This is a genomic window from Paracidovorax wautersii, from assembly GCF_900113035.1.
In the GTDB taxonomy this organism is placed as follows: Bacteria; Pseudomonadota; Gammaproteobacteria; order Burkholderiales; family Burkholderiaceae_C; genus Paracidovorax; species Paracidovorax wautersii.
The window spans coordinates 442266-468467 of sequence record NZ_FONX01000001.1 but is presented as its reverse complement, the minus strand read 5'-3'; the positions used below and the strand labels follow the sequence as shown (position 1 = coordinate 468467).

20 protein-coding genes and 1 tRNA gene are annotated in these 26202 nt (G+C 68.7%); 11 read left to right on the top strand and 10 right to left on the bottom strand.

Going from position 1 to position 26202, the window contains the following annotated elements; genetic code table 11:
* Positions 1–36: 36 nt before the first annotated feature.
* Positions 37–1584 (bottom strand): methyl-accepting chemotaxis protein, encoded by a 1548-nt coding sequence (locus BM070_RS01970; protein WP_092937047.1) that lies wholly within the window; start codon positions 1582–1584, stop codon positions 37–39.
* A 519-nt stretch (positions 1585–2103) separates the two neighbouring features.
* Positions 2104–5592: a transcription-repair coupling factor gene (gene mfd, locus BM070_RS01965; protein ID WP_092937045.1), complete on the bottom strand. Its 3489-nt coding sequence runs from the start codon at positions 5590–5592 to the stop codon at positions 2104–2106.
* A gap of 166 nt (positions 5593–5758) precedes the next feature.
* On the opposite strand from mfd, the gene ispD reads away from it, so the two are divergent.
* Together ispD and ispF are read left to right on the top strand one after the other, a co-directional pair.
* Positions 5759–6613, top strand: coding sequence for a 2-C-methyl-D-erythritol 4-phosphate cytidylyltransferase (ispD, locus tag BM070_RS01960; RefSeq protein ID WP_175518390.1), 855 nt, complete (start codon positions 5759–5761; stop codon positions 6611–6613).
* A gap of 57 nt (positions 6614–6670) precedes the next feature.
* Positions 6671–7174, top strand: coding sequence for a 2-C-methyl-D-erythritol 2,4-cyclodiphosphate synthase (gene ispF / locus BM070_RS01955; protein ID WP_092937043.1), 504 nt, complete (start codon positions 6671–6673; stop codon positions 7172–7174).
* Positions 7175–7240: 66 nt separating this feature from the next.
* Here ispF and BM070_RS01950 read toward each other — a convergent pair whose 3' ends face one another.
* Positions 7241–8746, bottom strand: a complete 1506-nt coding sequence (locus BM070_RS01950; protein WP_092937041.1) for a sensor histidine kinase — start codon at positions 8744–8746, stop codon at positions 7241–7243.
* A gap of 237 nt (positions 8747–8983) precedes the next feature.
* Entirely contained in the window at positions 8984–9715 is a 732-nt protein-coding gene (gene ompR / locus BM070_RS01945; RefSeq protein ID WP_092937039.1) for an osmolarity response regulator transcription factor OmpR, read from the bottom strand.
* A gap of 209 nt (positions 9716–9924) precedes the next feature.
* Between ompR and BM070_RS01940 the strand changes: the two genes are divergently transcribed.
* The 6 genes from BM070_RS01940 to BM070_RS01915 all read left to right on the top strand — a co-directional run bounded on the left by BM070_RS01940 (position 9925) and on the right by BM070_RS01915 (position 15552).
* Positions 9925–10638, top strand: coding sequence for an SIMPL domain-containing protein (locus BM070_RS01940; protein WP_434803157.1), 714 nt, complete (start codon positions 9925–9927; stop codon positions 10636–10638).
* 241 nt (positions 10639–10879) lie between these two features.
* The gene (locus BM070_RS01935; RefSeq protein WP_092937037.1) at positions 10880–11839 is read left to right on the top strand and encodes an alpha/beta fold hydrolase; all 960 of its coding nucleotides are present in this window, start codon (positions 10880–10882) and stop codon (positions 11837–11839) included.
* A complete protein-coding gene (locus BM070_RS01930; RefSeq protein WP_092937035.1) occupies positions 11836–14094 on the top strand; it encodes a RelA/SpoT family protein in 2259 nt (752 codons plus the stop codon). Before BM070_RS01935 ends, BM070_RS01930 begins: the two co-directional genes overlap by 4 nt.
* A gap of 68 nt (positions 14095–14162) precedes the next feature.
* Positions 14163–14239, top strand: a tRNA-Val gene (locus tag BM070_RS01925).
* 338 nt (positions 14240–14577) lie between these two features.
* Entirely contained in the window at positions 14578–14886 is a 309-nt protein-coding gene (locus tag BM070_RS01920) for a hypothetical protein (protein ID WP_092937033.1), read from the top strand.
* Between the two features lie 396 nt (positions 14887–15282).
* A complete protein-coding gene (locus BM070_RS01915) occupies positions 15283–15552 on the top strand; it encodes a hypothetical protein (protein ID WP_092937031.1) in 270 nt (89 codons plus the stop codon).
* Between the two features lie 72 nt (positions 15553–15624).
* Here BM070_RS01915 and BM070_RS01910 read toward each other — a convergent pair whose 3' ends face one another.
* Both BM070_RS01910 and BM070_RS01905 read right to left on the bottom strand, forming a co-directional pair.
* A complete protein-coding gene (locus BM070_RS01910) occupies positions 15625–16683 on the bottom strand; it encodes a patatin-like phospholipase family protein (protein ID WP_092937029.1) in 1059 nt (352 codons plus the stop codon).
* 149 nt (positions 16684–16832) lie between these two features.
* Positions 16833–17927, bottom strand: a complete 1095-nt coding sequence (locus BM070_RS01905) for a tartrate dehydrogenase (protein ID WP_092937027.1) — start codon at positions 17925–17927, stop codon at positions 16833–16835.
* 124 nt (positions 17928–18051) lie between these two features.
* Here BM070_RS01905 and BM070_RS01900 point away from each other — a divergent pair, with 124 nt between their 5' ends.
* The gene (locus tag BM070_RS01900) at positions 18052–18996 is read left to right on the top strand and encodes a LysR substrate-binding domain-containing protein (protein ID WP_245785066.1); all 945 of its coding nucleotides are present in this window, start codon (positions 18052–18054) and stop codon (positions 18994–18996) included.
* A gap of 90 nt (positions 18997–19086) precedes the next feature.
* Here BM070_RS01900 and BM070_RS01895 read toward each other — a convergent pair whose 3' ends face one another.
* Together BM070_RS01895 and rpsU are read right to left on the bottom strand one after the other, a co-directional pair.
* Entirely contained in the window at positions 19087–19533 is a 447-nt protein-coding gene (locus BM070_RS01895; protein ID WP_092937023.1) for a GatB/YqeY domain-containing protein, read from the bottom strand.
* 188 nt (positions 19534–19721) lie between these two features.
* On the bottom strand, positions 19722–19934 hold the full coding sequence (rpsU, locus tag BM070_RS01890) for a 30S ribosomal protein S21 (RefSeq protein ID WP_007833691.1): 213 nt from the start codon (positions 19932–19934) through the stop codon (positions 19722–19724).
* 346 nt (positions 19935–20280) lie between these two features.
* Between rpsU and BM070_RS01885 the strand changes: the two genes are divergently transcribed.
* Entirely contained in the window at positions 20281–23508 is a 3228-nt protein-coding gene (locus tag BM070_RS01885; RefSeq protein ID WP_092937021.1) for an EAL domain-containing protein, read from the top strand.
* Between the two features lie 58 nt (positions 23509–23566).
* On the opposite strand, the gene BM070_RS01880 is transcribed toward BM070_RS01885, so the two are convergent.
* The gene (locus BM070_RS01880) at positions 23567–24826 is read right to left on the bottom strand and encodes a BaiN/RdsA family NAD(P)/FAD-dependent oxidoreductase (RefSeq protein ID WP_092937019.1); all 1260 of its coding nucleotides are present in this window, start codon (positions 24824–24826) and stop codon (positions 23567–23569) included.
* Positions 24827–24930: 104 nt separating this feature from the next.
* Here BM070_RS01880 and BM070_RS01875 point away from each other — a divergent pair, with 104 nt between their 5' ends.
* On the top strand, positions 24931–25434 hold the full coding sequence (locus tag BM070_RS01875; RefSeq protein ID WP_092937017.1) for an acyl-CoA thioesterase: 504 nt from the start codon (positions 24931–24933) through the stop codon (positions 25432–25434).
* Positions 25435–25472: 38 nt separating this feature from the next.
* Here BM070_RS01875 and BM070_RS01870 read toward each other — a convergent pair whose 3' ends face one another.
* A complete protein-coding gene (locus BM070_RS01870) occupies positions 25473–26180 on the bottom strand; it encodes a type IV pili methyl-accepting chemotaxis transducer N-terminal domain-containing protein (protein ID WP_092937015.1) in 708 nt (235 codons plus the stop codon).
* Positions 26181–26202 lie beyond the last annotated feature (22 nt).

Below are 26202 nucleotides of genomic sequence, written 5' to 3'. Positions count from 1 at the left end.
GGCATGAGCCGGCACCTCTGCCCCGTGCTTTTTTTGTCAACTCTTGAAGACGCTCACCGACTCGGCCAGCCGCTCCGCCTGTCCGGCCAGCGTTTGCGCAGCCACTGCCGATTGCTCCACGAGCGCGGCATTCTGCTGCGTCATGTGGTCCAGCTGCGATATGGCGGCGTTGACTTCCTCGATTCCCCCGGATTGCTCGACGGTCGAATGATTGATCTGGCCGATCAGGTCGTTCACGCGGGCGGCCTGGGCAAGTATCTCGGCCATCGCACTGCCCGCTGCGTCCACTTTCAAGGCGCCGCTGCCCACCTTTTCCAGGCTCGCGCCAACCAGGGTCTTGATTTCCTTGGCGGAGGAGGCGCACCGCTGCGCGAGACTGCGGACTTCACTCGCGACCACGGCGAATCCCTTGCCCTGTTCGCCCGCGCGCGCGGCCTCCACCGCGGCGTTCAGCGCCAGGATGTTGGTCTGGAACGCGATGCCGTCGATCACGCCGAGGATGCTGGAGATCTGCTGGCTCGCTGCCGAGATCTCCCGCATGACGTCCACGACTTCCCGCACGATGCTGCCTCCGCTGCCGGCTGCTTGATTGGCGCTCTCGGCCAGTTCCGCGGCCTTGCAGGCGATGGCAGCATTGTTCTTGACGGTGGCGTTCATCTCCTCCATGGCTGCCGCAGTCTCCTCCAGGTTCGATGCGGCGTCCTCGGTGCGCGAATTCAGGTCGTTGTTGCCAAGGGCGATTTCGGAACTGGCGGTCAGCACGCCATCCACCTGGCCGCTCACGTCGTCGACCAGCGACCTCAGATTGAGCCCCGCTTGGTTGACTGCGCGCAGGATCATTCCGATCTCGTCGACACGGTTCAGGTGCTTGTTCTCGATAGGCTGGCCGGCGGCCACGCTGAGCGCCTGCTGCTGCACCAGGCCCAGCGGGCGTGCGATCTGCGACTCCAGCCACAGCGACACCGCCAACGCAACGGTGACCGCTCCCGCGGCATAGGTGCCAAGGGCCTGCCCTTCAAGGCCGCAGGCCGCCGCCCCGGCGTAACCCAGCAGGCCGCCCGCGAGAATGCCCGAGCGGATCCTCCAGCGCACCGGCATCGTCTGGAACACCGAAGTCCAGCCGAGCCAACCGCTTCGTACGATCAGTCCCTGGTGGAAGGCCAGCGTGCCCGCCTGCCCCAATCTGAACTTGCGGTAGAGCGCCTCGGCCGCGTCGATCTCGGATCGAGAGGGCTTGGTACGCACCGACATGTAGCCAGTGACCTGTCCCTGGCGGATCACCGGCGTGGCATTGGCCCGTACCCAGTAGAAGTCACCGTTCTTTCGCCTGTTCTTGACGAGGGCCGTCCAGGACTTGCCCCGCTTCAACGTTGCCCACATGTCTGCGAAGGCCTGCTTCGGCATATCCGGGTGCCGCACCAGATTGTGCGGCTGGCCCATGATCTCGTCGCGATCGAAGCCGCTCACGGCGATGAAGGCCGCATTGGCGTACGTGACGTGGCTTTGCGTGTCCGTCGTAGACATCAGCGTCGCATCGGTCGGGAAGTCGAACTCCCGCTGCGTGGTGTGGACATTCTGTCGCATGGTGTCTCCTCCTCGGGGCATCGGGGGGTAGGTGCCGGCCAGTCTTGCGCGCCACTCGGTATGGCTGTAACGCCTTGGAACAACTATGAAGGAGAAAAATGCGAGGTGAGCTGCAGTCCTATCGGGAAAGCGAAGTCGATATCGGTATTGCGCAACGAACTGCTTCCTGTCCTTGATCTATCGCAAACATGAGTCGGGACAACCGCATGCGCAACAGGAACCGGACAGATCGGCATCACGCTCTGGTGATTTTCATTCCCGGCCGACCCCGACCCCGACCACGGGGGCCTCTGCAGTTCTCATTGCTGTCTCCGCACAAGCGAAGGCCCGGGCCGCCGACGCAGGCAGCCGCAGCCTGACGAGGGCGGCGTGCAAGGGCGAGCCGGAGCTCCAGCGGCCGGAGAAGCAATCAGCGTCGTGGAACTGCGGCAACCAGGCTACGGCGCATGGCCTTGGCGCCGGTCGCAGCGCCATGTGCCCGGCGCCCGTTGGCTCTTTCTGTCCAGGCGCTCGAGCCGCTCAAGCCTTCGCGTCCTGCACCGCCAGCGGCTGGCCCAGGCTGCGCAGGATGTCGCGCACCAACTGGGCCCGGGCCTTGGGCTCGGCCAGTTCGCGTTCGATGCGCAGCTTCTCGTTGCCCGCCAGCTTGATGTGCTTGTTCTTCTGGATCAGGTGGATGATGGCCATCGGGTCCACCGGCGGCTTGGGCTTGAAGGTGATGTTGATCACGCCCGGCGCCGCGTCCACCTTGAGCACGCCGTAGGGCTGGCTCAGCACGCGCAGGCGGTGCACGTCGATCAGCGTCTGCGCCTGCGGCGGCAGCTTGCCGAAGCGGTCCACGATCTCTTCGAGCAGGCCATCGATCTGGTCGGCGTTCTTGGCCGTGGCGAGCTTCTTGTAGAAGGACAGGCGCAGGTGCACGTCGCCGCAGTAGTCGTCGGGCAGCAGGGCCGGGGCATGCAGGTTGATGTCGGTGGTGACCGAGAGCGGTGCGAGCAGGTCGGGTTCCTTGCCGGCCTTGAGCGACTTCACGGCCTCGCTCAGCATCTCGTTGTAGAGCTGGAAGCCCACTTCGAGCATGTTGCCGCTCTGGTTCTCGCCCAGCACCTCGCCCGCGCCGCGGATCTCCAGGTCGTGCATGGCGAGGTAGAAGCCCGAGCCCAGTTCCTCCATCTGCTGGATGGCGTCCAGCCGCTGGGCCGCCTGCTTGGTCAGGCCTTCGATGTCGGGCACCATCAGGTAGGCATAGGCCTGGTGGTGGCTGCGGCCCACGCGGCCGCGCAGCTGGTGCAGTTGCGCCAGGCCGAACTTGTCGGCGCGGCTCATGATGATGGTGTTGGCCGTGGGCACGTCGATGCCGGTCTCGATGATGGTCGAGCACAGCAGGATGTTGTAGCGCTGCGCCACGAAGTCGCGCATCACCTTCTCCAGCTCGCGTTCGGGCATCTGGCCGTGGGCCACGGCGATGCGCGCCTCGGGCAGGATCTCTTCCAGCTTCTGGCGCCGGTTCTCGATCGTCTCCACCTCGTTGTGCAGAAAGTAGCACTGCCCGCCGCGCTTCAATTCGCGCAGCACCGCCTCGCGGATCACGCCCGTGCCTTCGGTGCGCACGAAGGTCTTGATGGCCAGGCGCCGCTGCGGCGCGGTGGCGATCACGGAGAGGTCGCGCAGGCCCTCCAGCGCCATGCCCAGCGTGCGCGGGATCGGCGTGGCGGTGAGCGTGAGCACGTCCACCTCGGCGCGCAGCGCCTTCATCTGCTCCTTGTGGCGCACGCCGAAGCGGTGTTCCTCGTCGATGATGAGCAGGCCCAGGTTGTGGAACTTGGTGGACTCACTCAGCAGCTTGTGCGTGCCCACGACGATGTCCACCGTGCCGTCGCCGATGCCCTTGATGGCGGCCGTGATCTCCTTGCCGGAGCGGAAGCGCGAGACCTCGGCGATCTTCACCGGCCACTTGGAGAAGCGGTCCACCAGCGTCTGGTAGTGCTGCTCGGCCAGCAGCGTGGTCGGCGCGAGGAAGGCCACCTGCTTGCCGCCCGTGACGGCCACGAAGGCCGCGCGCAGCGCGACCTCGGTCTTGCCGAAGCCCACGTCGCCGCAGACCAGCCGGTCCATGGGGCGGGGCGAGATCATGTCCTGGATCACCGCGTGGATGGCGGCGTTCTGGTCGGCCGTTTCCTCGAAGCCGAAGTCGTTGGCGAACTGCTCGTAGTCCTGTGGCGAATAGCGGAAGGCATGGCCTTCGCGCGCCGCGCGGCGCGCGTAGATGTTGAGCAGCTCGGCGGCGGAATCGCGCACCTGCTCGGCGGCCTTGCGCTTGGCCTTTTCCCACTGGCCGCTGCCCAGCTTGTGCAGCGGCGCCTCGTCGGCGGATACGCCGGTGTAGCGGCTGATGAGCTGCAGCTGGCTCACCGGCACGTAGAGCACGGCCTTGTCGGCGTATTCGAGGTGCAGGAACTCCTGCATCGCGGGCGTGCCGTCGGGATTCTTCTGGCCCACGTCCATGTGGATCAGGCCGCGGTAGCGGCCGATGCCGTGCGCGCTGTGCACCACCGGGTCGCCCAGGGTGAGTTCCGACAGGTCCTTGATGAGCGCCTCGACATCGCTCACCTGTTCCTGCTTCTTGCGCCGGCGCGTGGTCACGCCGGCGGCGAACAGCTCGGTCTCGGTGACGAAGTCGATGCCTTCTTCGATCCAGGCGAAGCCCACGGCCAGCGCGGCGGTGGCGATGCCGACCTGCTCGGCCGACTGGCCCTGGAATTCGGCCAGCGATTCGAATGCGGGCGGGCTCAGCTGCGATGCGCGCAGGAAGTCCAGCAGGCTCTCGCGCCGGCCGTCGCTCTCGGCCAGCAGCAGCACGCGGTGCTGCGTGTTGCGGATGTGGGCGTGCAGGCGCGCGAGCGGGTCCTCGGCGCCGCGCACGACTGAGAGATCGCCCAGCTTCTGGAAGTTCGGGTTGTCGGCCACGTCTTCCGTGCCCGGGCGCAGCGCCAGCTGGGCGTGCGCGTTGGCGCGGGTATAGAACTGCTCGGTGCCGAGGAACAGCGATTCGGGCGGCAGCGCCGGCCGGTCCGGGTCGCCCTGCACCAGGCGGAAACGCTCCTTCGTGTCCTGCCAGAAGCGCTGGAAGGCCGGCTCCAGGTCGCCGTGCAGCACCACGGTGGCGTCCTCTCCAAGATAGTCGAAGACGGTGGCGGTCTCGTCGAAGAAGAGCGGCAGGTAGTACTCGATGCCGGCCGTGGCCACGCCGTTGCCCATGTCCTTGTAGATGCGGCTTTTCGTGGGGTCGCCTTCGAGCAGCTCGCGCCAGCGGCTGCGGAACTTGGCCCGGGCCGCGTCGTCCATGGGGAATTCGCGGCCGGGCAGCAGGCGCACCTCGGGAACGGGGTAGAGGCTGCGCTGCGTGTCGGGATCGAAGGTACGGATGGAATCGATCTCGTCATCGAACAGGTCCACCCGGTAGGGCACGGGCGAGCCCATGGGGAAGAGGTCGATCAGCCCGCCACGCACCGCGTACTCGCCGGGGCTCACCACCTGCGAGACATGGCTGTAGCCGGCCAGCGTGAGCTGGGCGCGGAACCTGGCCTCGTCCAGCTTCTGCTTGACCTTGAAGTGGAAGGTGTAGGCCGCCAGGAACGAGGGCGGCGCGACCCGGTAGAGCGCCGTGGTGGCGGGCACCAGCACCACGTCGGCGCCGGTGTCCTTGTCCTTCTGGCTGATGCGCCAGAGCGTGGCCAGGCGCTCGCTGATGAGGTCCTGGTGGGGCGAGAAGGTGTCGTAGGGCAGCGTCTCCCAGTCGGGGAACAGCGCGCAGCGCAGCCCGGGCGCGAAGAACGCCATCTCGTCGATCAGCCGCTGCGCGTCGGTGGCGTCGGCCGTGACGATGGCCACCGTGCGGTGCTGGTCCTTTTCCCGCTCGCCCAGGCGCGCCAGCAGCAGCGCATCGGCGCTGCCCGCAGGGCGGGGCAGGGTGAATCGTTTTCCGGGGGAGAGTTTGGGCAGTTCCATGCGAGGGGGCGGATTGGCGGGCGTCGGGCCGGAAGGCCCAGGCGCAGAAGGCACGCGGGCGCAAGCCGCATGATTCTAGGGGGCGGGGATTGGAGACATATGTGTCCTTTCCGTAACCCTGCAAGGGCCGCAGGGCGGGACGGGGCGCTCGTAGAATCGGCCGCCCATGACCTTCGACGCCGCCCTCGCTTCCATGCCCCCCGTGCCGCTGGCCGCTACCGGGCGCTTCTGGGCGCTCATCCCCTGCGCGGGCGTCGGCGCCCGGGCGGTCGCGCCTTCCGCGGCTGGCGCGGCGCAGGGCACGGCGCCCCCCCAGCCCAAGCAATACCAGCCGGTGGCCGGCCAGCCCATGGTGCTGCACACTCTGGCGGCCTTCGCCGGCGTGGGCCGGCTGCTGGGCACGCTGGTGGCCGTGGCGCCGGGCGATGATTTCTTCGACCGGCTGGCGCCCGTCAGCCCGCAGTTCTTCGTCATGCCCTGCGGCGGCGCGACGCGTGCGGACACGGTGCGCGGCGGCCTGCTGGCGCTCAAGGCGCGCGGCGCGGGCGAGGACGACTGGGTGCTGGTGCACGACGCGGCCCGCTGCCTGGTCACCACGGCGCAGATCGACGCGCTGATCGACGCCTGCGCGCACGATGCGGTGGGCGGGCTGCTGGCGCACAAGCTAGCCGACACGCTCAAGACGGCCACCGAAGGGCCGGGTGGCGTGCGGGTCGGCGCCACGGTGGACCGCAGCGACAAATGGCTGGCCCAGACGCCGCAGATGTTCCGCCTGGGCCCCTTGCTCCAGGCCCTGGAGCACCTGGGCGCCCAGGCCACCGACGAGGCCAGCGCCATGGAGGCCATGGGCCACCACCCGCGGCTGGTGCCGGGCGGGGCGCAGAACTTCAAGGTCACCTATCCCGACGACTTCGCGCTGGCCGCCGCCGTGCTGGCCCAGCGCATGCACGGCGCCACGCTGGATCGCTTCGGCGGCCAGCGCGGCGAGGCTTCGGCCGTGCCGGCGCGCACCATTTTCTGAAACCGGGGCGGCCCGGCCATCGCGCGGCCGCCCAGCGCAGCACACACAAGGAATCTCATGGATCTGCGAATTGGCGAAGGCTGGGACATCCACGCCCTGGTCCCCGGGCGCAAGCTCATCATCGGCGGCGTGGAGATCCCGCACACGCTGGGCCTGCTGGGCCATTCCGATGCCGACGTGCTGCTGCACGCCATCACCGACGCGCTGCTGGGCGCCGCGGCCCTGGGCGACATCGGCAGCCATTTCCCCGACACCGATCCCGAGTTCAAGGGCGCCGATTCGGTCGTGCTGCTGGCCGAGGCCGCGCGCCGCGTGCGCGCCCGCGGCTACGAGATCGGCAACATCGACAGCACGGTGATCGCCCAGGCGCCCCGGCTGGCGCCGCACATTCCCGGCATGCGTGCGCGCATCGCCGCTGCGCTGGGGCTGCGCGAAGACCAGGTGAACGTGAAGGCCAAGACGGCCGAGCGCATGGGCCCGGTGGGGCAGGGGCTGGCCATGGAGGCCCGCGCCGCCACGCTGCTGTTCGGGCGCCCGACGGCAGCCGGCGCTGCGGCTTAATCCGCCTCACTGCGCGGCCCCGCCCCGGATGCCGGGCGGTGGGGCGCTGTGATCGGCCTCAGGGCTTCAGGTGAGATTGCCCGCGTCGTCGTCCCCGCTGGGGCGCGGCGGCAGGTGGCGCTTGATCTGCGGGCGCTGCAGGCGTTGCTTGGGGTCCTTGCCGCTGGGCAGCTCGGCGCGCTGCAGCTGGATGTGCGCCACCAGCCCGCCGGAGGCCGCATTGGCCAGCGCGAAGATGCCGCCCATGCGCTGCACGGTCTTGTCCACGATGGACAGGCCCAGCCCGGCGCCGGCGGCGGCGGTGCGGGCCGAATCGCCGCGGAAGAAGGGCTTGGTCAGATTGGCCAGTTGCTCGGGCGGCACGCCGTTGCCGTGGTCGCGCATCTTCAGCAGCACCCATTTCTCGCGGCCCTTGGCGGCGATGTCCACGCTGGCGGTGCCGCTGTCGGCCGACTTGCCGTAGCGCCGCGCGTTCTCCAGCAGGTTGGAGATGACGCGTGCCAGCTCCACCTCGTCGACCATCACGTTCAGGTCTTCGGGCACGTCCATGGTGATCTGCAGCTCGCGGTGGTCCTGCACGGCATAGACGCAGGACGACACCACCGCATGCAGGTTGACCGGCGTCAGGTTCACGTGCTCGGGGCGGGCGTAGTCGAGGAACTTGTCGATCGTCGCATCGAGCTGGACGATGTCGGCCACCATGTGCTCGCGCGCCACGTCGTCGTTCACGCTCATCTCGGTTTCCAGCCGCAGCCGGGCCAGCGGGGTGCGCAGGTCGTGCGAGATGCCGGCCAGCATCACGGCGCGGTCCTGCTCCAGCTTGGCGAGCTTCTGCGCCATGCGGTTGAAGCCGATGTTCACCTCGCGGATCTCGCTGGTCACCACCTCTTCGTCGAGCTGGCTGGCCGCGAAGTCGCCGTCGCGCACGCGGTTGGCCGCGTACGAGAGCTGCTTGAGCGGCCGGTTGATCAGCCGCGCGATGGCCGCGGCCCCCGCCAGCGACAGCGCGCCCGCGGTGATGAGCCAGATCATCCAGGTCTTGCCGCCGGCCGCGCTCAGGCGCGAGCGGTCCATCAGCAGCCAGTTCGGGTCGCCGTTGATGGTGAAGCCCACCCAGAGGCCTTTTTCGCCGTTCACGCTGCTGGCCACGATGGTGCCGGGGCCCAGGCGCAGCGTCAGCTCTTCGGTCAGGCGCGTGCCCAGGGCGGAGGGGTCCAGCAGCTCGAATTTGTCGCCGGGTTCGCGCGGCAGGATGCGCACGCCTTCCTGGTCGGCCATGGTCTTGATAAGAGAGACGCGCGCGATGGCGTCCGCATGGATCAAGGCGGCGCGGCTCAGGTTGACCAGCGAGGCGACCTGCTGCGCGGTCTGCAGCGTGCGCGGCTCGAATTCGAGGGCGCGCAGCGTCTGCAGCCAGGCCAGGATGCTGCCGACCAGCAGCAGGGCCAGCAGGAAGAAGGTGCGCCAGAAAAGATTCAGCCCCACGCGCGTGCGGGAGTTGCGCTCGGGGTTGGCAGCATCGAGCGAAGCGGGGCCGGTCGCATCGGAAGATGCCTCGTAGGTAGCGCTCATGTCATTCAGGAAGAAAGGCCGAGCGCTGCATGCCGTGCCGGCTCTAGAGGCTGCTGGACGCCAGGGGCGCCGAGCGAGCCGGGTTGTGAATCGAGGCGGCGCCGGAAAGTTCGCGGGCACGCCGAACCGCAGGCGCGCCCCAAGGCGGCGACTGCGGTTGCGCTCGATGTCTTGGATGGCATCCCGGGCCAGAAGCCGCGCCAGGGTGTGGAGCGGTTCAACATCGCCTGGGCCGTATCAGTTCGCTCCGTCCGGAACGAACACATAGCCCACGCCCCAGACGGTCTGGATATAGCGGGGGGCGGCGGCATCGACCTCGACCAGCTTGCGCAGGCGCGAGACCTGCACGTCCAGGCTCCGGTCGAAGGGCTCGAACTCGCGGCCACGGGCCAGCAGGGCCAGCTTTTCGCGCGACAGCGGCTGGCGCGGGTGGCGCACCAGGGCCTTGAGCATGGCGAATTCGCCGGTCGTGAGCGGCAGTTCCTCGCCGTTGCGCTGCAGCGCGCGGGTGCCCAGGTCGAAGGTGAAGGGGCCGAAGGTCACCACCTCGTTGTCGCCGGAAGGCGCGCCAGGCGCTTCCTGCGGCGGGCGGCGGCGCAGCACGGCGTGGATGCGGGCCAGCAGCTCGCGGGGGTTGAATGGCTTGCCGAGGTAGTCGTCGGCGCCCACTTCCAGGCCGACGATGCGGTCCACGTCCTCGCCCTTGGCGGTCAGCATGATGATCGGCGTGCGGTCGTTGGCGGCGCGCAGGCGGCGGCAGATCGACAGGCCGTCTTCGCCGGGCATCATCAGGTCCAGGACGATGAGGTCCACCGTTTCGCGCAGCAGGATGCGGTTCAGCGCCTTGCCGTCTTCGGCCACCATGACCTCGAAGCCTTCCTGTGTCAGGTAGCGCCGCAGCAGATCACGGATGCGGGCGTCGTCATCCACCACGAGAACTTTGTCGGTACGGTTGGTTGTTGAGGCCATTTCTTTCCCAAGTCCAATTTGTAACAGCGGCGATTCTGACCACCTTGCGGCCAAAAATTCGACTTTTTCGCCACGTCCTGACCAACTGTTACAAGTCTTGCGCCAGCACGCCAAGACGTGGCTTGCGCTTCATGAACGTGCGGGCAAACCCCGTTAAGGTGGCGTTTCGGCGTCCCGAGTGGGGCGCCGCAACTGACGGAGCGTTGCGAATGACACTGAAGAATACTTCCAAATTGATAGCAGCAGGTGCCCTGATCGCCTGCGCTGGCGCGGCTTTTGCCCAGACTGCCCCGGCCCCGATGGAAAACGTGCTGCAACTGTCCGCCCACGGTTCGGTGGACGTGCAGCAGGACGTGCTGGTGCTGACGCTGGGCACCACCAAGGAAGGCTCCGACGCCGCAGGCGTGCAGACGCAGCTCAAGCAGGCTCTTGACTCCGCGCTGGCAGAAGCTAAGCGCAATGCCCAGCCCCAGCAGATGGAGGTGCGCACCGGCAACTTCGGCCTGTTCCCGCGCTACGGCAAGGACGGCAAGATCACCGGCTGGCAGGGCCGCGCGGAGCTGGTGCTGGAAGGGCGCGACTTCGGGCGCATCACCTCCACGGCCGGCCGCATCCAGAGCATGCCCATCACGCAGGTCGCGTTCGACCTCTCGCGCGAGGCCCGCGCCAAGGTCGAGGGCGAAGCCCAGAGCCGCGCCATCGAGGACTTCAAGCGCCGTGCGACGGAGCTCTCGCGCGGCTTCGGGTTCACCGGCTACACGCTACGCGACGTGCTGGTGAGCAACAGCGAATCCATGCCCGGACCGCGTCCGCGCATGATGGCGATGCAGGCCAAGGCCGAGGCCTTCGACGCGCCGGTGCCGGTCGAGGCGGGCAAGGCGCAGGTGCAGGTCACCGTCTCCGGCAGCGTGCAGATGCGCTGATTCGATGGCCCCTGCGGTGCCCCGGCGCTTCCACGCCCGGGCGGCACGGCGGCCTTCTGCAAGCCCCGCACTGCGGGGCTTTTTTCGTCCGGCCGGATGGGGGGCGTGGCGGCTCGGCCCCGTCCCCGCATTCCCCGGAAGGGGCCTGCGGGATGAATTAGGATGGCCGTCAAGGATCGGGCAAGAGGCCCGTCCAGCGATCCGGCGCCTCGCGGCGCGCACGGCAAGTCCCTGTTCTCCCATGACCGAACCCACCCTGAACCACGTCCTCTGCCCCGGGCTCCCCGCTGCGACATCCGGCGCTTCCCGGCCTGCGGAGCAGGCCCCTGCCCACCGCATGGCGTACTGGGAATGGAACCAGACGGGCAACCCCGGCCACCCGCATGTGATCGTCTGCGTGCACGGCCTCACCCGCCAGGGGCGTGACTTCGACGTGCTGGCGCGGCGCCTGAGCGCGCATGCCCGCGTGATCTGCCCCGACGTCGCGGGCCGTGGCCGCAGCGACTGGCTGGCCGATGCGGCCGGCTACCAGGTGCCCGTCTATGCGGGCGACATGCTGGCGCTGCTGGCGCAACTGCACGCGCAGGCGCCGATCGGCACGCTGGACTGGGTCGGCACCAGCATGGGCGGCTTGATCGGCCTGGCGATCGCCGGGCAGCCCGGCCTGCCGCTGCCCGCGCCGGTGCGGCGCCTGGTGCTCAACGACGTGGGGCCGGCCCTCGAATGGGCGGCGCTGCGCCGCATCGGCAGCTATGTGGGGCAGCCGGTGCACTTCACGTCGGAGCAGCAGGCGGCCGACGCGCTCTGGGCCATCTCTAGCAGCTTCGGCCCGCACACGCCCGCGCAGTGGCTGGCGCTGTCGCGGCCCATGCTGCGCCCGGACGGGCAGGGCGGCTTCACGCTGCATTACGACCCGGCCATCGCCGTGCCGTTCCGCTCGCTGACCGAAGAGGGCGCACAGGCCGGCGAGGCGGCGCTCTGGCAGCTGTACGACCAGATCACCGCCCAGGTGCTGCTGCTGCGCGGCGCGCAGTCGGACCTGCTTTCGCCCGCCACGGCGGCGGCCATGGCGCAGCGCGGCCCGCGCGCGCAGGTGGTGGAGTTCGCCGGCGTGGGGCATGCGCCCACGCTGGTGTCCGACGACCAGGCGCAGGTGGTGGCCGACTTTCTCTTGCAGGGCGATGGCGAGGTGCGGGCATGAAGAGCAGCGTCGTCGGCCAGGCCCTGCCGGGCGCCCAGCCGCAGGGCAGCCGCCCTGAATCCATGCCCCAGCTCATCGCGGCCACGGCGCAGACCTTCCCCGAGCAGGTCGATGCGCTGGCCCGCGCGCGCGCTTTTGCCGAGCCGCTGCTGATCGGCGAAACCCTGGAGACCGGCGAGAACACGCTGGCGCACGCCGATGCGGTGGCCGCCATCCTCAAGGGCATCGGCGGCTCCGAAGCCATGCAGGCCGCCTGCTATCTGGTGCATGCCTCGTCGCACCTGAACAAGCCGCAGGAAGTCATCAGCAAGGCCTTCGGCGAGAACTTCGCCACGCTCGCGATCGAGACCACCAAGCTCATGCGCGTGCAGCAGCAGGCCCGCGATGCGCAGGTGGCCGGCACCCTGGTGGACGACCCGGCCGTGCAGACCGAGAACGTGCGCAAGATGCTGCTCGCCTTCTCGCGCGACCTGCGCGTGGTCATGCTGCGGCTGGCCTCGCGCCTGCAGACGCTGCGCTACTACGCGGCCTCCAAGCGGCCGGTGTCTCCAGGCATCGCCCGCGAGGCGCTGCAGGTCTTCGCGCCGCTGGCCAACCGGCTGGGCATCTGGCAGATGAAGTGGGAGCTGGAAGACCTCTCCTTCCGCTTCCTGGAGCCCGACACCTACAAGGAAGTCGCCCGGCTGCTCGACGAAAAGCGCACCGAGCGCGAGCTCTACATGGAGCAACTGCGCAGCCGCGTCGAATCGGAGCTGCGCTCGCGCAGCATCAGCGCCACCGTGCAGGGCCGGCCCAAGCACATCTACAGCATCGTCAAGAAGATGCGCGGCAAGTCGCTGGACTTCGGCCAGGTGTTCGACATCCGCGCGTTGCGGGTGGTGGTGCCGTCGATCAAGGACTGCTATGCGGCCCTCTCGTGGGTGCATCAGCAGTTCAAGCCCATCGAGGCCGAGTTCGACGACTACATCGCCCGGCCCAAGCCCAACGGCTACCAGTCGCTGCACACCGTGGTGCGCGACGATGCCGGCAAGCCCATCGAGATCCAGATCCGCACCCAGGCCATGCACGACCATGCCGAGCACGGCGTGGCGGCGCACTGGGCCTACAAGGAGGCCGGCACCAAGGGCTATGCGGGCGTCACGGCCAGCGGCGAATACGACGCCAAGATCGCCGTGCTGCGGCAACTGCTGGCCTGGGAGCGCGACCTGGTCGGCTCCGCCAGCCACAGCGGCCTCTTCGAGGACCGCATCTACGTGCTGACGCCCGGCGCGGCGGTGGTCGAACTGCCCCAGGGCGCCACGCCCGTGGACTTCGCCTATGCCGTCCACACCAGCCTGGGCCACCGCTGCCGCGGCGCGCGCGTGGACGGCGCCATGGTGCCGCTCAACACCGCGCTGCAGAACGGCCAGACGGTGGAGATCACCACCGTGAAGGAGGGGCGCCCCTCGCGCGACTGGCTCAATGCCGAACTGGGCTACCTCACCAGCCACCGTGCGCGGGCCAAGGTGCGTGCCTGGTTCAACGCCCAGGCCACGCACGAGACCGTGGCACGCGGCCGCGAGGCCGTCGAAAAGCTGCTGCAGCGCGAAGGCCGTACGGCCATGAAGCTGGACGACCTGGCCGTGCAACTGGGCTTCAAGACGGCCGATGCGCTCTTCGAGGTGGTCGGCAAGGACGAGTTCTCGCTGCGCAGCATCGAAACCCTGCTGCGCCCGCCGCCCGAGCCCGTCCTGCAGCCCGACGACTTCCTGCCCATCAAGAAGGCGCGCGGCGCCGACGCCAGCGGCAAGGGCGGCGTGCTGGTGGTCGGCATCGACTCGCTCATGACGCAGCTTGCCAAGTGCTGCAAGCCCGCGCCGCCCGATGCCATCCGCGGATTCGTCACGCGCGGCAAGGGCGTGAGCGTGCATCGCGCCGACTGCCGCAACTTCCGCGAGATGGCCGCGCGCAACGGCGAGCGCGTCATCGAGGTGGAGTGGGGCCGGCCCAAGGCGTCGTCGGCCGCGCCGGCCGCAGGCGCTGCCGTCTATCCGGTGGACGTATCGGTGGAAGCCTCCGACCGCCAGGGCCTGCTGCGCGACATTTCCGACGTCTTCGCCCGCGAGAAGACCAACGTCATCGGCGTGCAGACGCAGTCCGTCAAGGGCACGGCCTGGATGACCTTCACCGTGGAGGTCGCCGATTCGGGCCGCCTCGGCAAGGTGCTGGGCATCGTCGCCACCGTGCCCGGCGTGCGCTCGGCGCGGCGGCGTTGAAGCGAAAAAATGCAATTCTTTCGGCGGGCCGATTTTTACTGCTATACTCTCGCTTCTCGAATACACACAGGCGCGTAGCTCAGCTGGTTAGAGCACCACCTTGACATGGTGGGGGTCGTTGGTTCGAGTCCAATCGCGCCTACCAACTAACCATTGGTACCCAAAGCCCTCTAGATCGACGATCTAGGGGGCTTTTTCTTTGTGCGTGCCGCGCAATGCGGTGTGCGCCCCGCCAGCCGTACATGGGCTGTCCGTGGCAAGTCTTCTTTTTCCCCTTCCATCCATCTGTGCTCGCTTGCGGCCTTGTTGCTGCGTGGCCGAGTCGTGCCTGATCCGCATCCCCGAATCGGTTGCGCCGTGCCGCATCTTCTGAGCAGGGGTGGTGCGGTTCGCGGACGTGCGTGCTTGGGCACACGCGCAACACCTCTTGTGCAGGGTGATGAAAATACTGTAAATTTAAACAGTATTCATCAGGAGCCCATCATGGAAATGACGATCACCGAATCTCCCTACCGCATCATGCTGTGCGATGTTCCTTCGAGCTTGCCGGGCGAGGCAAGGCTTGCCGCAGAGCGGCGCTATGCCCGTGAGCTGGAGCGGGCCCTGGGCGGGCCGTACGAAGTGGTGGCGGCTTGCGAGGTGATCGCGTCGCTGGACGGAGCGGACATGATTTCCGAGGTCGATCAGGCCGTGGCCTTTCGCTGGCAGAAGGCCTCTTCCACGGCGCGCGAACGGGCGCTGTCGCATATCGGCGATGCCGAAGAGGCGTATTTCGACGTCCGGCTGAATTGACCGGCGGACGGCCTGAGGGGCTCTTGCCTTGATGGCTTGCCGCATCGCACCTACTGGGCGATGAATGGGCTTCACGCCCATGGCGCCTCGCCAAAAAAGAGACCCGCCACCAGGGCGGGTCAACTTGCGAGCTTCGCAAGGGAGGGAGGTGTCGAGGGGCGTCGACGAGATCGAGTGTGAGCATGCCTGCGGTGGCCTGCCGTAGGACGGAAGGCCGCTGCGGCAGAGGACGGCGTAGCCGCCTCTGGCCCCTTCCGGACGCTGTGGCAGTGCATGGCGCCAGCAAAGGAAGGCGTCTGACACGCCTCTGCCCGGCAGGCGTATAACTTTGCACACGTGACTTGAAAAATGTTGCGAACCTTACGGGAGTCTCCTATGCGCCATCTCTCAGACACCATGGTCCCGGCCGACGCGGCCAGCAGGCGCGGCACTGCCGCCGATGGCATGGGGGATGTCCGGGTCTTCTGGATCGCAGCAGCCATCGCCGTGGTGGCGGTGGTGGCCGTCGTGGCGTTCAAGCTGGAAGGCCGGGAACTGCGCAGTGCCCTGTTTTCGAGCTTCCCGGTACTGGCGCAGCAGACCGTCGCCTCTTCGGCTCCTGGCACGGGTAGGCATGAAATCGCCCTGCGGACCGATTCGAAGCCGATGGGCGGCGTGGCCCGTTGATCCGGCCCTTGCCGTCAGGCAAGGCCGGCCCGGATGGGTGTTCCGCTGGCGGGGCTGCCTGCGGTTGGCCCGTCAGGGTTTGTAGCCGGCAGGCGGTGTGCAGGTGTCTTCCATCCCGGCCATTTCGGCCAGCTTTCTGATCCGCGAGCGGTTTTCCAGGCAGGTGCGATATTGCGCTTCCGCAGCCTGCTGTTGCGCCAGGCGTGCCGCCTGGGCCCGCTCTGCCTGCAGCTGGGCCACCCGTGCCCGAATGCGCGGCATGGCGGCGAGCGCGGCCTTTTCCCCTTCCAGGATGGCGCTGGATCGCTGGCTGAAGTCCGCCGCGCCGATGTCCAGCACCTCCGGGCGGATGACGACGTCGGCCCGTGACAGTTCCGCCTGCCCCAGCTTCTGTCCCATGATGGCGATCGACTGGCCCACCGTGCCCAGCAGGTCGCCTGGCGCCTTGCCGCGCGCCTTGCTGGAGATGTCCACGGCGATGACGATGTCTGCCCCCAGCTGTCGCGCCGCATCCACCGGCACGGGGCTGACGACGCCGCCATCCACGAAGTGGTATTTGCCGATGGTCACCGGCTGGAAGACGCCCGGGATGCTGCTGGAGGCGCGCACGGCCTGCCCGGTGTTGCCGCGTGCGAAGACGGTGCGCTCGCCGTCTTCCAGCCGCGTGGCGACGGCCACGAAGGGCTTGGAAAGCTTTTCCAGCGGGACGTTGTGGACCTGCGCGTTCACGTAGTCTTCCAGCTTCTGGCCCTGCAGCAGGCCGCCCGAAGACAGCTGCAGGTCACGGATCTGGGATTCGTCCAGCGCCACGGCCTTTTCCTGCATCTCGAAAGGGCTCATGCCGCTGGCGTAGAGCGCGCCCACCACGCTGCCTGCACTCGTGCCCGCGACCACGGAGGGCGCGAAGCCATTGGCTTCCAGCATCTTGATGACGCCGATGTGCGCGAAGCCCTTGGCGGCGCCGCCGCCCAGGGCGATGCCGATCTTGACGGGTGGGACGCCGCCGGCCGCCGTCTGCGTGGGGGTGGCTGCGATGGCGTCGGAGCGCTGGGTGGGTGTGGTGCTGCTGCAGGCGGCCAGTGCCGCCAGGCTCAGGAAGGCAAAGGGGCGCAACAAGGCGGTCAGGCGCATGCCGTCAATCCTGCTCTCGTGGAAGAAAACGCAGGAGTGTAGCGAGCGGGCCCAAGGCATGCGCCGCAGGTGTCTTTGCGGTGATTTGCCACCGCCCCTGGCAAGGTCGGCTGCGCTGCGGCAGCCTCACTTGCCGTGTGGATGGCGCTTTAGCCGGCTGCCACGGCCTGCGCGATGGCCTCGCCGACCTGAGTGGTGCTGGCCGTGCCGCCCAAGTCCGGCGTGCGCGGCCCGCTTTTGATCACCTCCTCGATCGCCGCCACGATGGCGTCGTGCGCCTGGCGCCCCGCGCCCTGGCCCTGCGTGAGGAAGTCCAGCATCAGCGCGCCCGACCAGATCATGGCGATCGGGTTGGCGATGTTCTGGCCGTAGATGTCCGGCGCCGAGCCGTGCACGGGCTCGAACAGGCTCGGGAAGCTGCGCTCGGGGTTGAGGTTGGCCGACGGTGCCAGGCCGATGGTGCCGGTGGTCGCCGGCCCCAGGTCCGAGAGGATGTCGCCGAAGAGGTTGGTGGCGGCCACCACGTCGAAGCGCCCGGGCTGCAGCACGAAGCGGGCGGTGAGGATGTCGATGTGCTGCTTGTCCAGCGTCACCTCGGGGTAGTCCTGGGCGACGGCGTCGGCGCGCTGGTCCCACCAGGGCATGCTGATGGCGATGCCGTTGCTCTTGGTGGCGAGGGTCACGTGCTTCTTGGCGCGGCTCTGGGCCAGGTCGAAGGCGAACTTCAGCAGGCGTTCTGCGCCCTTGCGGGAATAGACCGATTCCTGGATCACGATCTCGCGGTCGGTGCCCTCGTACATGATGCCGCCGAGCGAGGTGTATTCGCCTTCGGTGTTCTCGCGCACGACGAAGTAGTCGATGTCGCCGGGCTTGCGGCCCGCCAGCGGGCAGGGCACGCCTTCGAAGAGGCGCACGGGGCGCAGGTTGATGTACTGGTCGAACTCGCGGCGGAACTTCAGCAGCGAGCCCCAGAGCGAGACGTGGTCGGGCACGGTGGCCGGCCAGCCCACGGCGCCGAAGTAGATCGCATCGAAGCCCTTGAGCTGGGCCTTCCAGTCGTCCGGCATCATCTGGCCGTGCGCGGCGTAGTAGTCGCAGCTCGCCCATTCGAACTCGGTGACCTGCAGGTCGATGCCGAAGCGCTGGGCCGCTGCGCGCAGCACGCGCAGGCCTTCGGGCATGACTTCCTTGCCGATGCCGTCGCCGGCGAGAACTGCGATGCGGGTGGTGATGGGTGCTTGCATGGTGGTGTCTCCAATGACGTGGGGCCGGCGGCGCCTGAATGCGGAAACCGACGGCATGGCTGCATTGTTGTGCTGCGCCCGGATTCATACAATGGCCTTCCTGTGGTCTCATTGTTCACACATCGTGCATAAATTTCCTGCGACCGACGACCTGCGCGTCTTCACCGTGGTGGCGCGCAAATCCAGCTTCGCCGATGCGGCGGTGGAACTGGGCGTGTCTCCGGCCTATGTGAGCAAGCGCATCCGGCTGCTGGAGGAAGACCTCGCCGTCAAGCTGCTGCACCGCACCACGCGCCGCGTGGCGGTGACGGAGGAGGGCGAGCGGGTCTTCCACTGGGCGCAGCGCATCCTGGACGACGTGGACCAGCTGATGCAGGAAGTGGCCGTCACGCGCCGCGAGCCGCGCGGCCTGCTGCGGGTGAGCTGCAGCTTCGGCTTCGGCCGGCGCGTGCTGGCGCCGGCGCTCTCCAGCCTGGTGGAGCGGCATCCGGCGCTGCAGGTGCGCCTGGAGGTGTTCGACCGGCTGGTGGATGTGGCGGGCGAAGGCTTCGATCTGGACGTGCGGGTGGGGGACGAGATCGCGCCCCACCTCATCGCGCGGCGGCTGGGCAGCAACCACCGCGTGCTCTGCGCCGCGCCCGCCTATCTGGCGCGCCAGGGCGTGCCGCGCACGGTGGCGGATCTGTCCGCCCACGATTGCCTGGTCATCAAGGAGCGCGACCGCCCGTTCGGCGTGTGGCGGCTGCGCAGCGGCTCGGTGGAGCACACGGTCAAGGTCCGCGGCCCCTTGTCGGCCAATAACGGCGAGATGGCCGTGCAGTGGGCGGAGGACGGGCGCGGCATCGTGCTGCGCTCGCTGTGGGATGTGGGCGACGAGCTGGAGTCGGGCCGGCTGGTGCGCGTGCTGCCCGAGTGGCAGCAGGAGGCCAACATCTGGGCAGTCTATCCGACGCGGCTGGACCGTTCCGCCAAGGTGCGGGTGTGCGTGGAGTTCCTGGAGGAATACGTCGCCCAGGCCGTGCGCGGAGGCGGCGGCCGGCCTGATGCCGGCGATCGCGCCCCGGCGTAGCTGCCAAGAAAAATGCCGGCACTCCGGGGATGGAGTGCCGGCATTCGGCATTCGGCATCAGGCGGGCCCGGCGCTGCGGGGCCTGGTCGATCAGCCGGCCAGCGCGGCCTTCACGGCGGCGGACACCTGGCCCATGTCGGCCTTGCCTGCCAGCTGCGTCTTGACCGCGCCCATGACCTTGCCCATGTCGCCAGGGCCCGAGGCGCCCAGCTCGGCCACGATGGCCTTGACGGCGGCGGCCACTTCGTCGGCCGACATGCGTTCGGGCAGGTAGGCCTGCAGCACGGTCATTTCGGACTTTTCCTTGTCGGCCAGGTCCTGGCGGCCCGCGCCTTCGAAGGCCGCGATGGAGTCCTTGCGCTGCTTGATGAGCTTGTCCACGATGGCGACGATGGCCGCGTCGTCGAGCGTCACGCGCTCATCGACTTCCTTTTGCTTCATGGCGGCCTGCAGCAGGCGGATGGTGCCCAGGCGCTCGGAGTCCTTGGCGCGCATCGCGGTCTTCATGTCTTCGGTGATCTGGTCCTTGAGGCTCATAGGGATGCTTTCTGTCGGTTGGAGGCGGTGGACAGGGTTTGCCCAAAGGCTTTCGGTGTGGGCGCAAGGTCTTGCGCACGGCGGCGGCGCCAGCGCGCCGGAAAGCGTTTGGGCAAACCCGATAAACGAAAAAACCCGCGCTTGGCGTCCCTAGCGCGGGTTTTCGGCGGTGAGGCCGGCTGTCTGGATCAGTACAGCTTCTTGGGCAGCTGCATGCTGCGCACGCGCTTGTAGTGGCGCTTGACGGCGGCAGCCTTCTTGCGCTTGCGCTCTGCGGTGGGCTTTTCGTAGAACTCGCGGGCGCGCAGGTCGGTCAGCAGGCCCAGTTTTTCGATGGTGCGCTTGAAGCGGCGCAGCGCCACGTCGAAGGGTTCGTTCTCTTTAACGCGAATGGTGGTCATTAGCTCAATTTTTCCAAAATGTGCCGGCAGAGGGTTTCCAGGAGATCGGGCCTGAAAGCCGTACGCGGCGAAAATTCCCCGTCTATAACTAGTATTGGCCGACGGGGTTTGCCAGCAAAGCCGGAGATTATAGCGGGCTTGCGGTATCGGCGGGGCGCAGTCTGCTCCGACAGGGGCCGGGATCGCTTTCGGGCAGGCCGGGAGGTGCCTCCCGGGCGCGCCGGGCTTGGCTCTTGCTTCGCTCTTTCGGCATCGCATGCAGCGTATCGCCCGCCTGGGGCTTGGCTATGCATTCCGCTCGTTCCACGGGCCGCTTCACGGCGTTCCCCACCGGGGTTTCCACCACATGTCCATCGTGCAAAGAGTTTCCCGCTGGCTGGGCCGGCTCAGCGTGGGCCGCAAGCTCATGCTCATCTACCTGCTCGATCTGACGGCGGTGATCTACGTGTCGGGCATCCTGATCCACGAGAAATTCCTGGCCATCGACTTCGCACGCAAGGAGATCGTGGGCACGGCCTATGCCTCGGTGGTGCGCGATGCGCTGCTGGATGCCTTTCTCCATGAAGACGGCGGCCCGCCGACCCTGGTGGTGGACCGCCTGCAGCGCGTGCGCGCGCAGTACGACGCCCAGCTCAAGACCACGGACAGCGCGCAGCGCTTCGAGGCGCTGCTGCGCCCGGCCGAAGGCACTGCGGCGCCCGCTGCATCCCGCGAAGCCGGGCGGGCCCGCCTGCTGAGCGAGGGCCGCGAGCTGATGACCACCGTGGGCAACCAGTCCAACCTCATCCTCGACCCCGACCTGGACAGCTACTACGTGATGTCGCTCATCCTGCTGCGCTTTCCGGAGCTGCTGCAGGTCACGCACGACATCGCCGGCTTCATGGGCCAGCCCGCGCGGCCGGGCGTTTCCTCCGCGCATCGCTCGGGGGAGCTGCTCACGCTCGCGGGCCGGCTGGACGCGGTGATGGCCGGCATCGATTCGGACTACAACCAGGCCTTCATCGCCGGCTCGCCCGCCCTGCGCTCGGCGCTGGCCCAGCAGCGGCAGGCGCTGGCGGCGGCGGGCGCCGACTTCCAGGCGATGCTGCAAGCCATCGCGCAGGGCGACACGCACGCGGCCCAGGCCGAGCTGCCCGACCGCCAGCGCGCGCTGCTGAGCAATCTGCAGGTGGCCTGGGAGCAGGGCACGCTGCAGCTCGACGGCCTGCTGCACACGCGCGTGGACGACCTCTTCGCCCGCATGTGGCTGCACATGGGCACGGCCCTGCTGCTGCTGGGCTGCATCCTGAGCGTGGTCACGCTGGTGGCGCGGCAGATCGCCAAGCCGCTGCAGCAACTCTCCCGCGTGGCCGACGAGGTGCGCCAGACCGGCGACCACAGCCTGCGCGCGCACTGGAACAGCAGCGACGAGATCGGCCGCCTGGTGACGGCCTTCAACAGCATGCTGGCGCAGCTGGACCGCGAGCGCCTGCTGCAGCAGGAGCTGGCCGCCAGCGCCCGCGCCGCCGAGGCGCAGCGCGAGCTGGTGGAGGCCTTCCCGATCCCGATGGTGGTCACCTCGGTGCCCGAGCACGAGGTGCTGCATGCCAACGAGCCGGCCACGCCCTGGCTCAACGGCACGGTGCGCGATCCCTGGCACCGGGGCCTGGATCCCAGCGTGCGCGCACGGTTCTTCCAGCGCCTGGCGGACCAGGGCGTGGTCGATGAGTTCGAGGTGCGCTGGAAGGGCAGCGCCGAGCCGCTCTGGGCCGTGCTCTCGGCGCGCCGGCTGCAGTTCCAGGGGCGCGAGGCCATGCTCACCGCCTTCACGCCGATCAACGTGCTGAAGCTGATGGAGCAGCGGCTGGAGCTCTGGGCCAAGGTGTTCGAGGCCTCTTCGGAGGGCATCATCATCATGTCGGCCGACCAGCGCATCCTGAGCGTGAACCGCGCCTTCTGCCGCAGCACGCACCACGACTTCTACGAGCTGCTCGGCGAAAGCCTGGACTTCCTGCTGGAGGACGCGGGCGATCCGCCCCTGGGCGCCGTCATCGCCCGCACGCTGCAGGACAAGGAATCCTGGCAGGGCGAGGTGCGGCTACGCCGCCGCTCGGGCGACACCTATCCGGCCTGGCTGATGGTGTCGGCCGTGCGCGAGGGCGGCAAGGGCGGGGCGGTCACCAACCACATCGGCATCGCCCTGGACATCACCGACCGCAAGCGCAACGAGGAGCGCATCCAGTTCCTCGCCCACCACGACGTGCTGACCGAGCTGCCCAACCGCTCGCTCTGCGTGCAGCGGCTGCAGGCCGCGCTGGCGCAGGCCAGCGTCAACGGGGAACGGGTGGGGGTGCTGTTCATCGACCTCGACCGCTTCAAGGCCATCAACGACACGCTGGGCCACCACATCGGCGACGGGCTGCTGCGCTCGGTGGCGGCACGGCTGATGCAGGCCACGCGCCATTGCGACACGGTGAGCCGGCTGGGTGGCGACGAATTCGTCATCATCATGCGGGACGTGGACGGCCCGGCCGACGTGCTGCAGGCGGTGGAGCGCCGGCTGATCCCGCTGATCCGCCAGAGCCATATGGTCGAAGGCCACGAGCTCAACGTGTCATGCAGCGTGGGCATCGCCGTCTTTCCGGGCGACGGCGGCGATCTGGACGAGCTCATGCGCCGCGCCGACGCGGCCATGTACGAGGCCAAGACCGCCGGCCGCGACATGGCGCGCCTCTATTCGCTGGAGACCGACCAGCGCGTGCAGGCCCGGCAGGCCATGGAGCAGTCTCTGCGGCGCGCGCTGGAGCGCCGGGAGTTCGCGCTGCACTACCAGCCGCGCATGTCCGCCCGCACCTGCCAGCCCACGGGCCTGGAGGCGCTGCTGCGCTGGCGCCATCCGTCGCTGGGCGAGGTGCTGCCGGGCGAGTTCATTCCCATCGCCGAAGAGGCCGGGCTCATCCGGGCCATCGGCGCCTGGGTGCTGGACCAGGCCTGCGCGCAGTGGGCGCTCTGGCTCGCGGCGGAAGCCGGCGGCGGGCTCGCGGGCCTGCCGGTGTCGGTGAACCTCTCGGCTGCGCAGCTGGCCGATCCGCAGCTGGTGCCCGACATCGCCGCGCTGCTGTCGCGCCACGGCATGCCGGCCAGCTGCCTGGAGCTGGAAATCACCGAATCGCAGCTGATGGACAACGCCGGCATGGCGCAGGGGCAGCTCGCGGCGCTCAAGCAGCTGGGCGTGCAGCTGGCCATCGACGATTTCGGCACCGGCTATTCGAGCCTGGCCTACCTCAAGCGCTTCGCGATCGACAAGCTGAAGGTGGACAAGTCCTTCATCCGCGACATGCTCTCGAGCCCGGCCGACATGGCGATCACGCGCGCCATCATCGGCCTGGGCCACACGCTCGGGCTGCAGGTGGTGGCCGAGGGCGTGGAGGACGCGGCCACGCTGCGCATGCTGGAGTCGCTGGCCTGCGACGAGGTGCAGGGCTATCTCTTCAGCCGCGCGCTGCCGCCCGAGGCGCTGCAGCGGTGGGTCGCGGAGGCGGCCGCCAGGCCGCCGCACCTGGCCTTTTCAGAGGAGGCGGCCGAGGAAGCCTGATGGCACGCCGGGCCACGGCGGCGGGCGCGCGCCCCAGGCCGGTGGCTTGGGCTTGGGCTCAGGCCGGCGGCAGCGCCTGCGCGCAGGCATGGGCGCTGGCCCAGGCCCACTGGAAGTTGTAGCCGCCCAGCCAGCCGGTGATGTCCACTACCTCGCCGATGAAATACAGGCCCGGCTGCGCGGTGGCTTCCATGGTCTGCTGCGACAGCGCGCGCGTGTCGATGCCGCCCAGCGTGACTTCGGCCTTCTTGTAGCCCTCGGTGCCGGTAGGCGTCAGCTCCCAGCGCGCCAGCTGTTCGGCCAGCCGTGCCAGCGCCTTGTCGGAGGCTTCGTTGATGGGGCGCTGCCAGTCGGGGCTCTGCTGCGCCCAGGCGTCGGCCAGGCGGCTGGGCACGTGGCCGGCCAGTTCGTTGGCGATGAGCTTCTTCGAGCGGGCCTTGCCCTGGGACAGGGCCCCGGCCAGGTCCGCGCCCGGCGCCAGGTCGATGGCCAGCGGCGTGCCCGGCTGCCAGTAGCTGGAGATCTGCAGCACCGCCGGGCCCGAGAGGCCGCGGTGGGTGAAGAGCAGGTCTTCGAGGAAGGCGGTGCGGGCCTTCTTCGTGCCGGTCGAGATTTCCACCGGCAGCGCCAGGCCGGCCAATTGCGCATAGGGCGCCCAGGCGTCGCCATCGAAGGTGAGCGGCACCAGGCCCGGGCGGCGCTCCACCAGCGGGATGCCGAACTGCTGCGCCAGCCGGTAGCCGAAGTCGGTCGCGCCGATCTTGGGGATCGACAGCCCGCCCGTGGCGATGACCAGGCTGCGCGCCGTCACCGGGCCGCGATCGGTATCGATGTGATAGCAGGGTGCGCTGGTCCCGTCTGGGCTGTTGGCCGAAAACGCCACTTTTCTGACGCCGCAGGGCTGCCAGCGCTCGACCTGGCCGGCCGCGCATTCGGCCAGCAGCATCTGGATCAGGTCTTCGGCCGAGCGGTCGGCGAAGAGCTGGCCCTTGTGCTTCTCGTGATAGGCGATGCCGTGGCGCTCGACCAGGGCGATGAAGTCCGCCGGCGTGTAGCGCGACAGCGCCGAGCGCGCGAACTGCGGGTTCTGGCCCACGAAGTGCCGGTGCGGCGCACGCACGTCCAGGTCGCGGTTGGTGAAGTTGCAGCGCCCGCCGCCCGAGATGCGGATCTTCTCGGCCACCTTCTCGGCATGGTCGATCAGCAGCACCTTCAGGCCACGCTGGCCGGCCTGCGCAGCGCAGAAGAGGCCCGCCGCGCCAGCGCCCAGGATGACGGCGTCGTATCGGGGGGCGGCGGTTTTCTGGGGGTCGGACATGATGCGGCGCAGCCGGGGAAGCCGCGAAAAAAGAATGGGCGCGAGTGTAGCGAAGCTGCATCAGTGCAGGCGCAGCCGTCATGTGCTGCTCCTAAAATCGATGCATGACCTCCCAGCTCCCCGCACACCAGCTCAGCATGACCGTGCTGATGTCCCCCGACATGGCCAACTTCTCGGGCAACGTGCACGGCGGCGCCGTGCTCAAGCAGCTCGATCAGGTGGCCTATGCCTGCGCGGCGCGCTATTCGGGCCGCTATGCGGTCACGCTGAGCGTGGACCAGGTCACCTTCCTGCAGCCCATCCACGTGGGCGAGCTGGTCACCTTCCTGGCCAGCGTGAACTACACCGGCACCTCGTCGATGGAGATCGGCGTGAAGGTGGTGGCCGAAGACATCCGCACCCAGGTCGTGCGCCACGTCAACAGCTGCTTCTTCACCATGGTCGCGGTGGACGAGGAGCGCAAGCCCACGGCCGTGCCGCCGCTCTCGCCTTCCACGCCCGACGAACGCCGCCGCTGGGAAGCCGCCCTGCTGCGCAAGAGCCTGCGCAAGGAACTGGCCGAGCGTTTCGCGCAGATCCAGCGCGAAGCGGCGCTGGCGCACGGCTGAGCGGGGCGATCCGGGGCAGCGCCCCTTTCCAACACATTTCAGGCGGCCTTGCGGCCGCGCCCGGCGAGCGAGACGGCCTGCAGTGACAGCCGGTCGATCTCCGCCGTGATGCCCGAAAGCACATTCGCCACGACGGCGAATTCGCGCCCGTGCGATGCGGCGCGGGCGGCCATCACTTGCGCGTTGAAGCTCACCACCTTGGCCTCGCGGGCGACGGTCTGGATGGAACTGACGATGCCGGTCAGCTCGTTCATCATGGCTTCGGACTGCCGGCGCTGGATCTGGTCGAAGACGGTGGTGGCGGCGTCGAGCGCCTTGAGCACGGCATCGGTCGTGCCCACCAGCGTGGCCAGCGCGTCGGCGGCGCGGGCGCTGGCCTGGTCGGCCAGGTCGAGCACGTTGCGCGCCTGGCGCGCGAAGGCGTCGATGGCTGCGCCCACGCCCTGGGGGCCGTGGTAGATGGCCTGCACCTCGCGGGCCGAGGCGGCGTCCAGCTGCCGGGGCGTCTGCACCAGGCGGGCCTGGCTGGTTTCGAACAGCTCCAGAGTCTGCCGCGCGGCGCGCGCCTGCTCGGCCTGCCCCTGCACGGCCAGCACGGTCTGCAGCACGATGCGCTGCGACAGCATGCGCTGGCGCCCCGCGATGTTCATCAGGGAGACGTTGCCTGCATCCTTGCCGGCATCGCCGGCGGGGCCGGTACGCACCGCCGGCGGGTGCATTGCGAGGGCGGGGAGGGCGGCGGCCATGGCGGTGCGGGCGGTGGGGGTG